Below are 14,332 nucleotides of genomic sequence, written 5' to 3' on the forward strand. Positions count from 1 at the left end.
TAGCGGATTCCTGCGCAGGACATTCGACAGGGGGAGCAAGGGAAAATGGCGGAACGCATCGAATTCGGCAGCTTCGACGGCCAGCCCGTCCACCTTTATGAACTCTCCAATGCCAACGGCATGAAAACGCGGATCATGGACTGGGGTGCCGTCCTGCAGGACCTGACTGCGCCGGTGGGCGGTACCGACCGGAGCCTAGTGCTGGGATTTTCCCGATTCGAGGACTATCCCGCACGTTCGCCCTATTTCGGCGCCACGTGCGGCCGTGTCGGCAACCGCATCGCCCAGGGCCGCTTCGTACTCGACGGCAGGACGTATGAACTGCCCGTCAACGAGATCGGGAACGCCCATCTCCACGGCGGCCCCGTGGGCCTGACCAAGCGCGTGTGGAAGGTCGAGGATGCCAGCGACCGGTCGGTCATGCTCTCGATCCATTCGGCCGATGGCGACCAGGGTTATCCCGGCAATCTGGACGTCACCTGTCGCTACAGCCTGACGGACGACAACCATCTCGACATCGAAATGGTCGGGCGCTGCGATCGTCCCACCCCGCTCAACCTCATCCACCACACCTACTGGAATCTGGATGGCGGGGGCACGATCGACGCGCACGTGCTCCAGGTTGATGCCGATGCCTACCTGCCGACCGACGAGGCGCAGATCCCCACTGGAGAGATCGCCGATCTGGCCGGAACGGTGCTGGATTTCCGTTCGCCCAGACGGGTGGACGAGGCTCCCGGAGGCCGCGTCGACCATGCCTTCATCCTGACGGAGGGCTCCGGCATGCGCCGGGTGGCGGACCTGACCTCAGGCGACGGTCGCTGCCGGATGGAGCTCATGGCGAACCAGCCCGCAGTGCAGGTTTATACAGGATACAAGATGGACATAACCGCCAGCGACGGAACGAGATTTCCCTCCCGTTCCGGCATCTGTCTCGAAACTGAGGGGTATCCCGATGCCCCCAACCATCCCAACTTTCCGGGGATCATACTGCGCCCCGGCGAGACCTACAGGCACCTCATGCGGCACATTTTCGACTGGGACTGACGGATCGCCGTTACCAGCGAACCGTCACCTCGCCCGCGACGGGCCAGCGCTTCGCCTGGTCCGCAGGCGTGGGACTTGGACCCTCGCCGCAAGCGACAGCGAAGATTTTTTCCGACAGCCTTCGGATAGTACTCCGTCGATCCCGCAAAATTCGCACAAAATTAACTGTCATTATCTAAACAGCATGTATTCGAACCCCGGAGGACGATCCAGGTGCGTTTTGGAATCCATGCATCGCGACAGGTACTCGACCAGCTGGACAGGCTGATCGCCGGCGACCTTACGGTCGAATTCGACCCGGGCACCGAGCTTGGCCGCAAGCTTGCCCGACTTGTCGAGATACGCCGCGATGAAGCCCGCGAGCGGCTCGACGACATCGTCGAATACAGCACCAGCAACATGAATTCGACCATCCGTGCCGCCCGGATTTTCGACAATGTCCGCGAGACCGATGAACACGCCCAGGGCATCGCCGCCGCGAGCAATGAAATGCTGGCTTCGGTCGAACAGATTTCCGATCAGGCGAGAAGTGCCGCAGGCGAGGCAAGGGAAGCCCGGATCGGGGTCACACAGGGCATGTCGAACGGCCATGCGGTGAAGGAAACGATCAGCGGCATGACCCGCTCCATCCGCGATACCAGCGAGCGCATATCGCAATTGGCACGAAGCTCAAGGGAGATCGGCACGATCGTCGACACCATAGCCGACATCGCCAAGAAGACCAATCTCCTGGCCCTGAATGCCACCATCGAGGCCGCCCGCGCCGGCGAGGCCGGAAGGGGATTCGCAGTCGTGGCGGGCGAGGTCAAGGCCCTGAGCGATCAGACGGCACAGGCCACATCGAGCATCCGTTCCAGCATCACCGAACTGCAGGACGAGATGTTGACGACCGCGGCGATGATGGAGACCAGTTGCGAGGAGGTCAGCCTTGGCGAACAGTCGATCAATGCCCTCTCCCACTCCATGACGATCGTCGATCAGCAGGTCCAGATCATCGACGAGCGGATGAACAGTATCGCTGAAATCCTTGACGAACAGAATCAGGCCGCCGCCGAGGTGGCAGCCGCAATCGGCCAGATCGCCCGGCGCACGAGCGACAATACCCTGGGCGTGACCGGTCTCGTCGACGACATGGACACGTTGCAGGACAATCTGTCCGAAACCATGCAGCGTTTCGGTGCCGTGAACCTGCCCGGCAAGGTGATCAAGCTGGCGAAGGCCGACCATGTGGCGTGGAAGAAGCAGCTGATCGACATGGCTGTCGGCCGGACCCGTTTGCGGAGCGACGAACTGGCTGATCATCGCTCTTGCCGGCTGGGCAAATGGTACTACAGCGATGAATCCGCCGATTGGCGAAGCCTGCCGGAATTTCGCCAGATGGAGAGCCATCACGAAAAGATCCATGACAGCGGCAAGCGCGCAGCCAGGTCCTTCGCCGAAGGCGACCTTTCGACAGCTCTCGACTATATCGCCCAGGTGGAGGAGGAGTCGGCGGAAGTCCTGCGTTGCCTCGATATTCTCGACCACAAGATGCTGGGCTGAACCAGCCGGTCCCGGTCGGGAATCGGCTGGTTCAGCCCGTGCCCGTCCTCAGGGCTCCATGAAACGCTTTCTCGCCCGCTTGCCGCGCAACAGGTTCATTGCCTCGACGAACAGCGAGAAGACCATGGCCGCGTAGATGAACCCTCGCTCGACATGGAAATGGGCGCCATCGGCCATCAGCGCCATGCCGACCATGACAAGGAATGCCAGCGCCAGCATCTTCGTCGAGGGATGTTTTTCGATGAATGCCGCAATGGGCGTAGCCGCGACCATCATGACCAGAACCGAGATGATCACCGCAGCGATCATGACTTCGAGATGGTCGGCGATCCCCACCGCGGTAATGACCGAATCGATGGAAAAGACCAGATCGACGACGATGATCTGGAGAATGACGGTCGAGAAGCTGGCCTGCCCGCCGGCATTGCTCTCGATATGGTTACCTTCAACTTCCGCATAAATTTCACCGGTGGCCTTGTAGATCAGGAACAGACCGCCGCCGAGCAGGATGAGATCCCGCCAGGAGAAATCGATTCCGAATGCCGAAAAGACGGTTGCGGTCAGCCCCATGATCCAGGTGATCGAGGCGAGGAGGATGATCCGCATCACCAGCGCACCCGACAGGCCGAGGTAGCGCGCGCGCGGCCGCTGCTCTTCCGGCAGGCGGCCGGCAATGATCGAGATGAAGATGATGTTATCGACGCCCAGGATGATCTCGAGCAGGACAAGCGTCCCGAAGCTGGCCCATACCGCAGGATCGTTGACAAGCGCGAGCATCCAGACATCCCCTTCCATGTTGCGGACCCCGATCAGATAGGATGCACCGGCACGCGATGCCAGTGGTACCCCCGCTGCCCGAGATTGATTTTTCCGCCCCGTCGGCGAGCGTTACGGCCATATTCACAGGCAATCGCCGGAAAAATCCGGCGCCCCGCCCGCCATCACAACTGCGTCATCACACTGAAACAGGCTGCACTTCCCGCCACACCGCCGGTGGAATGGCGGTGGAAACTCAGAACATGGCAACCTTTCCCGAAAGGAGAATGTCGCGGGATAGACCAACGACCAGGCCACCGCAGACCGTGGGTTCTAAAACAACGAACGATACATCGCGCTCGACAGCGGGTTGTAGTTCGACGGATAGAGAATGTAGACTTGCGGGTTGCCCTGAACGCAGTTGAAGTACGATTCGTAGGCGATGTCCTTGGCATTCTTCTTGAAGAAATTATACATGTTCTTGATGTAGAGTGCGTTGTCGCCGCTGCCCTGGTAGTAGGGAGTGTCGCCGCGATTGGTGATTCCCCATTCGGCAACACCCAGTTTCTTGCCGTGCGACTTTGCAAAGGCCAGCCATGTCTCGATGCCGTGCGGATTGGTCACCGACCCGTCGCTGGCACTCCGGTCCCAGTCGGCCTGGGTCCTGTTGTTGAGGTCGCGGTCATAGTAGCTGAGGCCGACGATATCGACGACATCGTCACCGGGATAGAGGTCGGCGGGCGTATTGGCGAACCGGGTTCGCTTGCCGTTGTGCCAGTCGAAGATGAAGTCCGGCGACACCGCCCGCAATGTCTTCACGATGCGCCGGTAGCACGCCTTGTAGCCGGCGATGTTGTGTTCGGCGATCCATGGATAACTCTGCAGGTTGGCTTCCCAGCCGACGCGCAGGGCGATGTCGCCCAGGCCGCGATTCTTCAGGATGGTGGCAAACTTCGTGAAGTAATTGTCGAATTTTCCGGCAGCGCAATTGTCCAGTTGACCACTGTGCGACGCCGGCATCATCGGCAGGCCGATGGAGGGCAGTGCCTTGCTTTTCCTAGCATTGATGAATTTCTCCATGTTCGAGCCGGAAAAGTAGGCAAGCATTTCTTCCCAGCCTTTCTTGTGCGGTGCCCAGCCGATGGCGGCGGTCATCGGCGTGCCCCGCCATATTCCCGCATCCTTCAGCCGCGTGCACGACATGCCGGAGCGCCAGGGAAGCGTGCCCGTCGGAACGGGGCCGATCTCGCCGCCGGGAGATCCGTTGGTGGGCGTGGTCTTTCCGGAAGACGAACATCCGGCGGCCTTCATCTCGCTCTGATAGAGCGCCATGGTCCTCACGATCCACCCGGGCTGGGGATTGTCGCCAAAATTCCTGTGCTGCTTGAGCTTGTCGATCTTGGTCGTGACAAGGGCCGCCTTCGCACTGTTGCACGAGCCCGCATCGCCGCTGGCCACCGGCGTCACAGTCGGGGGATTCGGTGTGCTGCCGTTGGTGGGCGTGGTCTTTCCGGAAGACGAGCATCCGGCGGCCTTCATCTCGCTCTGATAGAGCGCCATGGTCCTCACGATCCACCCGGGCTGGGGATTGTCGCCAAAATTCCTGTGCTGCTTGAGCTTGTCGATCTTGTTCGTAATCCGGGCCGCCTGCCCGGCGTCGCAGGAGCCCGGATTGCCACTCGTCACCAGCACGACCGGACTCGGGGTCTCGGGCGAGGATGAACCGGTAACGGGCGTGCCGCCCGAAGAGCATCCAGCCGCCTTCTTCTCGCTCTGGTAGAGCGCCATGGTCCTCACGATCCATCCCGGCTGCGGATCCTTGTCGAAATCCTCGTGCTGCATGAGCTTGCCGATCTTGCTGGCGATGATACTGCACGAGGAAGCCACATGGATGATGTTCCGGTGGGCAGTGAATGCCTGCAGGTCGTTCGACGGCGGCAGGGCATTTCCGGTTTCCGATGCCAAAAGGAACATTCCCATTGCGATTGGCAATACTTCCCTGAAAGAGGGAGTGAATTTCAATATCTTCCCAGTCATCACGCAGCACCCGTCCGATGGTTTCCAGAGTTGCGAAAGGGGTGATCTGAACTTGTTTCGTTCACCGCAAAGTTGACGAATGAATGCATCACATCAACTCACCGTAATTTTCTACATGGACCGCATGACAACTTCACATTGATTCCGGGGGAAAGGCACCATTGCCCCCGTCCCTGTTGTAATCGCGCATGCCTGCTCCTGCCTTGTCATGACATTCTCGCAACGGCAAATTCATCCGGACTCTCCTTGAACTTCAGAATGGAAAATCCCTATCCGCAAAATAATCAGCAGTTCTTGCTAGCCTGTTGCAATCGCGATAGCCATGAACGGGTCATCACGATTGACAGACGAAGAACCAGGAGGCCCGGACAATGCCCTGTCGCTGGATGATCGCCGTTGCAACGGTACTGGCCCTTGTCGGTGCGACCGGTGAGGCCAGCGCTCAGGAGAAGGTGTTCCGATACGCAACCACCGGAGATATTCTCGGGCTCGATCCGCATAGCAACAATGAAGGCCCGACGAACGCGATCAAGGCCAATGTCTATGGTCGTCTCATCCATCGCGCGCCCGATCTCTCGCTCGAACCCGATCTTGCCGTAAGCTGGACGAACAGGTCCGATACCCTGTGGGAATTCAAGCTGCGCGAGGGCGTGACATTCCACAACGGCAGCCCGTTCAATGCCGACGACGTGGTCTATTCCTTCAAGCGGCAGACCCAGCCCGAAGCCCAAATGGCCTTCGCGCTCTCGACGGTCGCCGATGTCCGCAAGATCGACGACTTCACCGTCGAAATCGAGACCAGGGGACCCGACCCCGTCCTGTTGCTCAACATGCCCAATTTCTACATCGTCGATCGGGAGTTCACCGAGGACCACGATGCCTTCGAGATCGTCGGGGGCGCGGGCCGTGGCAATTTCATCAACCAGCATGCCAATGGCACGGGCCCGTTCAGGCTGGTCGAGTGGGTTCCGGACGATCGCGTGGTTCTGGAACCCTTCGAGAACTGGTGGAACCAGAACCGGCGGACCGACAATGTCGACCGGGCGATCTACCGGCCGATCGGCAATGACACAACCCGCATGGCAGCGCTGCTGTCGGGCGAGATCGACCTTGCCTATCCGATCCCGTTACAGGACATCGACAGGATCGGTGCGGAGCCGAACGTGCAGTCGATGCAGGGTCCCGAACTTCGCACCATCTTTCTTGGCTTCGACCAGCATCGCGACGAGCTGCTCGACATGCCCGGCACGGGCCGGAATCCGTTCAAGGATGTGCGGGTACGCAGGGCGGTGGCCCATGCCATCGACATCGAGGCCATTCATCGCGTGGTCATGCGCGGCGCCTCGACACCGACGGGCCTGATGGTCGCTCCGGGGGTCAACGGTTTCAGCGAGGACCTGAACACGCCCTATGCCTACGACCCGGCACGCGCCAAGGAACTGCTGGCTGAAGCCGGTTATGCCCAGGGCTTTCCGGTCACTCTCGACTGCCCCAACGATCGGTATGTCAACGACGAGGCGATCTGTACCGCCATTGTCCCGATGCTGCGTCGCGTCGGCATCGACGTGGCCCTGAACGCCCAGAGCAAATCGCTGATTTTCAACAAGGTCGGCGCCTCGCAGGGCTACGATACCAGTTTCTTCCTGCTCGGCTGGACCCCCGGCACGTTCGATTCCTACGACGTCATCCAGAATATCATGACACTCGACGGAGAGGCTCGCGGCACATGGAACTGCGGCCGTTACACCAACCCGCAAATCGAACGTCTGGCGGACAGGATCGCGGTGACAATTGATGCCGACGAACGCGTCGAACTGATTCATCGGCTCTTCGCACTGCACAAGGACGATGTCGGTCATCTTCCGCTGCATCAGCAGGCGTTGTCATGGGGCGTGCGTACGGACACGGTGGAAAGCGTGCAGCAAAGGCCGTTCGACGATGTCGATCTGCGCACGGTCGTCCTTCGATAGCACCACTGGAAAGGTCGGTGGCCTTTCCTCCATCCGGGAACGTTGATCCCGATGCCCGCCTTCATCCTCCACCGCCTTGTGCAATCCGTCCCGGTCCTGCTGACCGTGGCGCTGATCGCGTTCTCGCTTTTCCAGTTCGTCGGCGATCCGGTGAACAACATGCTCGGTCAGAATGCCACCCTGGAGCAGCGGGTTGCCATGCGCGAGCGGCTGGGACTGGACGCTTCCGTACCGGTACAGTTCGCCAGATGGGTCGAACAGGTCCTGCACGGCGAGTTTGGCCTGTCCTACCGCATGGGCAGGCCCGTCGAGGAACTGATCGCCTCAAGGATTCCCGCAACCTTCGAACTCGTGTTCCTCTCGGCGATCATCGCCCTGGCGACAGGTCTGCCGATGGGGGTCTATACAGCATTGTACCGGGACCACTGGCTGTCGCGGGTCCTTCTCGCCGTCTCCCTGATCGGCATCTCCGTCCCCAGCTTCCTCATCGGCATCCTTCTCATCCTGCTCTTCGGTGTATGGCTCGGCTGGCTGCCGACCTTCGGCCGGAGCGGGCTGGTCGACATCGGTCCATGGCGGACCAGTTTCCTCACACTGGAAGGATGGAGCCACATCATCATGCCGGCCGTGACGCTGGCGCTGTTCCAGCTCACCATGATCATGCGACTGGTGCGTGCGGAGATGCTCGAAGTGCTGCGCACGGACTTCATCAGGTTCGCCCATGCGCGCGGCCTGCGTTCGCGCAGCGTGCATTTCGGGCATGCCCTGAAGAATACGCTGGTGCCTGTCGTTACCATCATGGGCGTACAGGTCGGCTCGCTTGTCGCCTTTTCGATCATCACCGAAACGGTGTTCCAATGGCCGGGCCTGGGACTTCTCATCCTGAATGCCATTTCGTTTGCCGACATTCCGCTGATGTCAGCCTATCTCGTGATGGTGGCCATCTTCTTCGTCATCATCAATCTCACCGTTGATATTCTATGCTACATGATTGATCCCCGCTTGAGAATCGAACGGCCGGTGAGTGACCCTTGAGTTCCCCGCGGCGCCACGGCCCCTCCGGCGGCAGGCGCCGTCGCCTTCACGGCGACGACTTGTATTTTCAATTCCGCCGGTCTCCGTCAGCCATGGCCGCAGTCGTCGTCGCCCTGGTGTTGCTTGCAGTCGCCATGTTCGCCCCCTGGCTGGCACCGCACGACACCACCGACATCGCCACCATCGACCTTATGGATGCATTTCTCCCGCCCGCATGGAGCGATGGCGGAAATGAGACGTTCCCTCTCGGCACGGATGGCCAGGGTCGGTGCATTCTTTCATCGATCATGTTCGGCCTGCGCATCTCGCTGATCGTCGGGGTTTCGGCCGTCGCCATCGCGGCGGTGGCGGGCACGCTGCTGGGGCTCGTTGCCGGTTATTTCAATGGCTGGCTTGACAGCCTCATCATGCGCATCGCCGACATCCAGCTGACCTTCCCCTCGATCCTCGTCGCACTGCTGTTCGATGGTATCGTCAGGGCGATCCTGACCGCGGCAACCGCCCGTGAATTCAGGATCGTGGTGCTGACCCTTGCCATCGCCGCCTCCCAGTGGGTCAATTTCGCCCGCACGGTGCGCAGTTCGACACTGGTGGAACGGAACAGGGACTACGTGCAGGCCGCGCAACTCATCGGCCTGCACCCGATGAAGATCCTGCTGCGTCATGTCCTGCCCAATGTCATCAATCCCGTCCTGGTGATCGGTACACTGTCGCTGGCCATTGCCATTCTGACCGAAGCCACCCTCTCCTTTCTCGGTGTCGGCATGCCGGCAACAAATCCGTCACTTGGCACCATGATCCGCATCGGCAACAATTTCCTGCTCTCGGGCGAATGGTGGATGATTGTCTTCCCAAGTGCTGTCCTCGTTCTCCTCGTGCTGGCGGTCAATCTGCTCGGTGACTGGCTGCGCGATGCCCTCAACCCGAAGTTGCGACGGCGATGAGAAAGGTCCTTGAAGTCCGAAACCTGCAGGTTCGCTTCCCCACCCGTCATGGCGCACTCATCGCCGTGGACGATGTGTCGTTGCATGTCGGCGAGGGCGAGGTTCTCGGGCTGGTAGGCGAATCGGGGGCCGGAAAGTCGCTGACGGGTTCGGCCGTCATCGGCTTGCTCGATCCGCCCGGACACATTTCGGCCGGGCATATCATCCTCGACGGCCGACGCATCGACAACCTGGCCCGCGAGGAGATGCGCAGGATCCGCGGCGGGATCATCGGCACGATCTTCCAGGACCCGCTGACCAGTCTCGACCCGCTCCAGACCATCGGCGGGCAGCTCGTCGAGACGATCGTGACCCACACGCCGCTTGGCAACCGTCAAGCCTGCGCCCACGCCATCGACTTGCTGGCCGCCGTTGGCGTTCCCGAACCGAAACTGCGTGCACGACAGTTTCCACACGAATTTTCCGGGGGAATGCGCCAGCGCGCCGTGATCGCCCTCGCCCTTTGCGCCGGTCCGCGACTGGTCATTGCGGACGAGCCCACGACCGCGCTCGACGTCTCGACCCAGGCCCAGGTCATCGCATTGCTCAAGGATCTGTGCCGCGAGCAGGGCACCGCGATGATGCTGATCACCCATGACATGGGTGTGATTGCGGAAATGGCCGATCGCGTGGCGGTCATGTATGCCGGCCGTATCGCCGAGACAGGACCGGTACGCCAGATAGTTCACCATGCCCGCCATCCCTACACCAGAGGCTTGATGGATTCGATCCCGAGGATCGGGCAGGTGCTCGACCGGCTGCCGCAGATCGACGGCACGATGCCGCGGCCCGGCGATATCCCGTCGGGCTGTGCCTTCCACCCACGTTGCCGTAATGCGATCGACCGCTGCCGGCAGGAGCGCCCGGACACGGTGAAACACGAACAGGGCGAGGTCGCCTGTTGGCGAATCACGGCTACGGGGGTCGCAAGAGCATGAGCCCGCGCAACGAGCCGGACGGGCGACGCTCCGGCAGTGCCGGTAGGCCAGACGGGCGGCGCGATTCAGACGGCGCTTTCATCGACGTACGAGGTCTGACCCGCGATTTCGATGTCTCGCGCCCCCTACTCAGCCGGCTGATCGAAGGTACCGGACGCACGATATTGCGCGCCGTCGACCATGTCAGCTTCTCGATCGGCAGGGGCAGGACGTTCAGCCTCGTCGGCGAATCGGGCTGCGGCAAGTCAACCGTTGCAAAGATGCTGGTCGGACTCCTGAAGCCCGGTGCCGGCTCGATCCGCTTCGAGGGAACCGACCTCGTCGCCTTGCGGAACCGGGCAGATCTCCGATCCTTGCGCAAGCGCATGCAGATGATCTTCCAGGATCCTTATGCCAGCCTCAATCCGCGATGGAGGATTGCGGACATCATCGCGGAACCGCTGATCGAACATGGCCTCGCGGCGGGTCGACGCGAGATTGCGCACCGTGTCGACGAGCTGCTCGAACAGGTCAGGCTGAGCCCGCAGGACGGTCGCCGGTATCCGCACGAATTCTCCGGTGGGCAGCGGCAGCGTGTCTGCATCGCCCGTGCGCTTGCGAGCCGGCCCGAATTCCTCGTCTGCGACGAACCGACTTCCGCCCTCGATGTTTCCGTGCAGGCTCAAATCCTCAATCTGATAAAGGACCTCCAGCGCGACCTTCGCCTCACCTGTCTGTTCATCAGCCATGATCTTGCCGTGGTCCATCACGTCAGCGACGATCTCGGCGTCATGTATCTCGGCAGGCTGGTCGAGCAGGGCGCCGCGCGCGAGATATTCCGCGAACCGCGCCACCCCTATACACGCATGTTGCTCGATGCGATCCCCGACATCGGGATGACGGACCGGCTGCGGCTTCCGGTTACGGGCGAAGTACCCAGCCCGATCCGTCCCCCCGCCGGCTGCCACTTTCATCCGCGCTGCCCGCTGGCCCATGATCGCTGCCGGCGCGAGATTCCCGAAATCACGCCGACTGCCGCCGGATGGGTTCGCTGTCACGCCGCACGGGCTGAACCGCCCGGTGACTTTCCCGCCGGCGGTGCGACCGACCGCCCTGCCACGAGGCCGTCCATGCAGCTTGGCTAGGCGGGCGCACTGGCATAAAAGTCCGCACGCTGCATGGAACGTTCAGGGAGCAGGCAATGAGTGAAGCCGCCAGCGTGTTGACGCGTCTGCAGGAAGAGGGATTCAGGACCCTCGACCTGCGCTTCACCGATCTATCCGGCCGCTGGTGCCATACCTCCATTGAAGCCCAGAGCGTCACCGAGGAGGCTCTTGCCCGCGGCATCCTCATTGATGGAGCCTCGGTGCCGGGCTGGCGCGATGTCGCCGACAGCGATCTTCTGCTGCACCCCGATCTCGCCACCGCATGGGCCGATCCCTTCTCGGCCCAGCCGACGCTGGTGCTCTACTGCGATGGTCTCGAACCGGCGGCGGCCATGGATTACGAGCGCGATCCGCGCTGTACGGCAAGACGGGCCGAAAGGGCCCTCAAGGATCTCGGCTTCTGCGACAGGCTGCTGGCCAGTGCCGAGATCGGGTTCTTCATGTTCGACGACGTGCGGGTCGAACAGGGTCCGATGCGCAGTTCCTACAGCCTCGAATCCAGTGAAAGCCGCACCGCCGGCTCCCTGCCGCAGCTGAGTGGCCACACGGGGCACCGGCCGGCACCGGGCACGGCCAGCCTGAGCCTGTCGCCAGCCGACCATCATGGCGACATTCGCGCGGAGATCACCACCATCCTCCGCTCGCTCGGCATGGCGGAGCTGCGCCACGAGCATGGCCCGGCCGCCTGCATGCACAAGATCGCCATCGGCCGCGGCGGCCTGCTCGAAACCTGCGACAGGCTGCAACTGCTCAAATATGTGGTCCACCAGGTCGCAGCTTCCTACGGCAAGTCGGCGACCTTCATGGCCAAGCCGATCGCTGGCGAACCGGGTGCGCCGCTGAGCCTCGCGCTGTCATTGTGGCAGAACGACCGTCCGGTGTTCGCCGGCCAGGGCTATGCCGACCTTTCCCAGACCTCCCTCGCCTTCATCGCCGGCATCCTTCATCACGCGCGTGCCCTGAACGCGTTCACCAACCCTACCGCCAACAGCTACAAGCGGCTGCAATCGGGCAATGACGAACCCACCCTGCTCGCCTATGCCGCCCACAACCGTTCTGCCGCCGTACGCATTCCCTATGCCGACCAACCCGCCCGCAAGCGGGTCGAATGCCGCTTTGCCGATCCGACGGCCAATTCCTATCTCGCCCTGAGCGCCATCCTGCTGGCCGGCCTCGACGGCGTCGCCCGCAAGCTCGAACCGGGCGACGCGATGGACCGCAATCTCTACGACCTGAGACCGGAAGAACTCGAAGGTATCCCCGTGGCCTGCCGTTCATTGAGCGAAGCATTGCTGGCGCTCGAACAGGACCAGGAGTTTCTGACGAAAAACGGAGTTTTCACCTTCGAACTGATCGAGGGGTATGTCGAAGTGAAACGACAGGAAATCGATCGGCTTGCACGCCTTCCCACTCCGGCAGAGCTGGAGCTTTATTACGGCTTGTAGCTTTCCGCGATTTCGGTAGCTTGAAGATGCGATTTCCGACCCGGGAACGGGACTTTGAAGAAAAATCGCACATTTTAAACAAATTATCGCTATACTGGTCCCGAAGCCGATTTAACCATTCGGGAGTCGCCATGAATCGGGATCTGGTCGGTCGTGCGTCGGCATATCCTTACGACATGCCTCTTGACAGTTTCGTCTTCGACCGGGGTCGCAGCATTGCCGGTCCCTTCGATCTGGTCGAACGACAACCTGTCCTGGCGATCGGATCGAACGCGGCTCCCGAACAGCTTGCCCGCAAGTTCGGTACCGAAAGCCGGCCCATACCGGTGACACGGGTCATCGTCAAGGACCACACGGTCGTGTTTTCCGCCCACTTCAGCCGCTACGGTTCGCTGCCGGCGACCCTCCATGAAGTGCCCGGCGCGCGTACCTACGCCTTCATCACATGGCTCGATGAAAACCAGCTGGCGCGCATGCACGAGACGGAGAATGTCGGCAAGAACTACGATTATTCCGCCCGGGACGATATTGAAGTGGAGACCGAATCCGGGAGCCTCCCCTGCGCCATGGGCTTCTACCGGAGCCGTCGTGGCCCGCTGCTCCTGCGTTCGAACCCTGTACGCATGGCGGAGGTCGCCAGCATCGGGGCGCCGCTGCCGCAGCTGACCCAGCGCGCCGCGCTGCGCCATGTCCATAGCCGTCTGGCGCCCGAGCACCCGTTCGAGACGTTCATCGCCAGGATCGTCGAGGACGACGGCTATCGCGAGCACATGACCGAAAGGCTGCAGGAACTGGACTGACCCCGCGGCCACCATGCCGGCAGCCGATCGTCCCGGTATCAGGCGGGGTCCTGCGACCGCTGGAAGCCCTTGTTGCTGCCGGCCGCGAGGTAAGCCAGTTCACCGGGCGTACTCTCGCGTCCCAGGGCCTTGTTGCGATGCGGAAAACGACCGAAGCGTTCGATGATCGCCTGATGCTGCAACGCGTAATCCAGCTTCACCGGATCGCCCAGGGCTGCGAACAGCTCGACCGAGCGGCGCTGGTCGGCGGGGTCCTCGCTATGTTCGAACGGCATGTAGAGGAAGGAGCGCTGGACCTTGTCCAGTTCCCCGTCCTGACCCGCCCCAAGGGCCTTCGCGCTCGCCATCCGCGCCTTCCCATCGAAGGCGAAGGCCCTGGCCGTCCCGCGAAAGATGTTGCGCGGCATCTGGTCCAGCAGGATCACGAGGGCAAGGGCTCCCCTCGCGGTGGTTGCCCAACCGTCCAGCTCGCCGTCCCATGCCCTGTCGAGCAGGTGAAGGGCCTGTTCGCGGCAGGTCGCATCGAACGCCTTCGTCGAGTTGAACCACCGTGCCTTGCTCTCCTTGTCGAACCAGAAATCGAGAAACGCCTGCGCTGCCGCGTCGACCATGACCGCCTCCATCATCGATAAAG

Annotated in this window: 12 protein-coding genes; 9 read left to right on the forward strand and 3 right to left on the reverse strand. The window is 61.7% G+C overall.

Annotated elements, in window-relative coordinates:
• Positions 1–45: 45 nt before the first annotated feature.
• Entirely contained in the window at positions 46–1,047 is a 1,002-nt protein-coding gene (locus H6851_18190) for a galactose mutarotase (protein MCB9945536.1), read from the forward strand.
• A gap of 213 nt (positions 1,048–1,260) precedes the next feature.
• Entirely contained in the window at positions 1,261–2,589 is a 1,329-nt protein-coding gene (locus tag H6851_18195; GenBank protein ID MCB9945537.1) for a CZB domain-containing protein, read from the forward strand.
• 48 nt (positions 2,590–2,637) lie between these two features.
• Here H6851_18195 and H6851_18200 read toward each other — a convergent pair whose 3' ends face one another.
• Together H6851_18200 and H6851_18205 are read right to left on the reverse strand one after the other, a co-directional pair.
• On the reverse strand, positions 2,638–3,366 hold the full coding sequence (locus tag H6851_18200; GenBank protein MCB9945538.1) for a TerC family protein: 729 nt from the start codon (positions 3,364–3,366) through the stop codon (positions 2,638–2,640).
• A gap of 312 nt (positions 3,367–3,678) precedes the next feature.
• Positions 3,679–5,310, reverse strand: coding sequence for a hypothetical protein (locus H6851_18205; GenBank protein ID MCB9945539.1), 1,632 nt, complete (start codon positions 5,308–5,310; stop codon positions 3,679–3,681).
• A 458-nt stretch (positions 5,311–5,768) separates the two neighbouring features.
• Between H6851_18205 and H6851_18210 the strand changes: the two genes are divergently transcribed.
• From H6851_18210 to H6851_18240, 7 genes are all read left to right on the forward strand, one after another.
• Positions 5,769–7,352 (forward strand): ABC transporter substrate-binding protein, encoded by a 1,584-nt coding sequence (locus H6851_18210; GenBank protein ID MCB9945540.1) that lies wholly within the window; start codon positions 5,769–5,771, stop codon positions 7,350–7,352.
• Positions 7,353–7,403: 51 nt separating this feature from the next.
• The gene (locus tag H6851_18215) at positions 7,404–8,387 is read left to right on the forward strand and encodes an ABC transporter permease (protein ID MCB9945541.1); all 984 of its coding nucleotides are present in this window, start codon (positions 7,404–7,406) and stop codon (positions 8,385–8,387) included.
• Positions 8,388–8,479: 92 nt separating this feature from the next.
• Positions 8,480–9,331 carry an ABC transporter permease gene (locus H6851_18220; GenBank protein MCB9945542.1) on the forward strand — a complete coding sequence of 284 codons (852 nt, stop codon included), beginning with the start codon at positions 8,480–8,482 and terminating at the stop codon, positions 9,329–9,331.
• Positions 9,328–10,308 (forward strand): ABC transporter ATP-binding protein, encoded by a 981-nt coding sequence (locus H6851_18225; GenBank protein ID MCB9945543.1) that lies wholly within the window; start codon positions 9,328–9,330, stop codon positions 10,306–10,308. Before H6851_18220 ends, H6851_18225 begins: the two co-directional genes overlap by 4 nt.
• Positions 10,305–11,432 carry an ATP-binding cassette domain-containing protein gene (locus tag H6851_18230; protein ID MCB9945544.1) on the forward strand — a complete coding sequence of 376 codons (1,128 nt, stop codon included), beginning with the start codon at positions 10,305–10,307 and terminating at the stop codon, positions 11,430–11,432. The genes H6851_18225 and H6851_18230 overlap by 4 nt, the downstream gene beginning before the upstream one ends.
• 56 nt (positions 11,433–11,488) lie before the next feature.
• Positions 11,489–12,898 (forward strand): type I glutamate--ammonia ligase, encoded by a 1,410-nt coding sequence (gene glnA / locus H6851_18235; protein ID MCB9945545.1) that lies wholly within the window; start codon positions 11,489–11,491, stop codon positions 12,896–12,898.
• 131 nt (positions 12,899–13,029) lie between these two features.
• Positions 13,030–13,698 (forward strand): hypothetical protein, encoded by a 669-nt coding sequence (locus H6851_18240; protein ID MCB9945546.1) that lies wholly within the window; start codon positions 13,030–13,032, stop codon positions 13,696–13,698.
• A gap of 38 nt (positions 13,699–13,736) precedes the next feature.
• Here the strand turns inward: H6851_18240 and H6851_18245 are convergent, their stop codons facing one another.
• Positions 13,737–14,309 (reverse strand): DUF924 domain-containing protein, encoded by a 573-nt coding sequence (locus H6851_18245; protein MCB9945547.1) that lies wholly within the window; start codon positions 14,307–14,309, stop codon positions 13,737–13,739.
• Positions 14,310–14,332 lie beyond the last annotated feature (23 nt).

The sequence above is a fragment of the Geminicoccaceae bacterium genome, from assembly GCA_020638465.1.
In the GTDB taxonomy this organism is placed as follows: Bacteria; Pseudomonadota; Alphaproteobacteria; order Geminicoccales; family Geminicoccaceae; genus JAGREO01.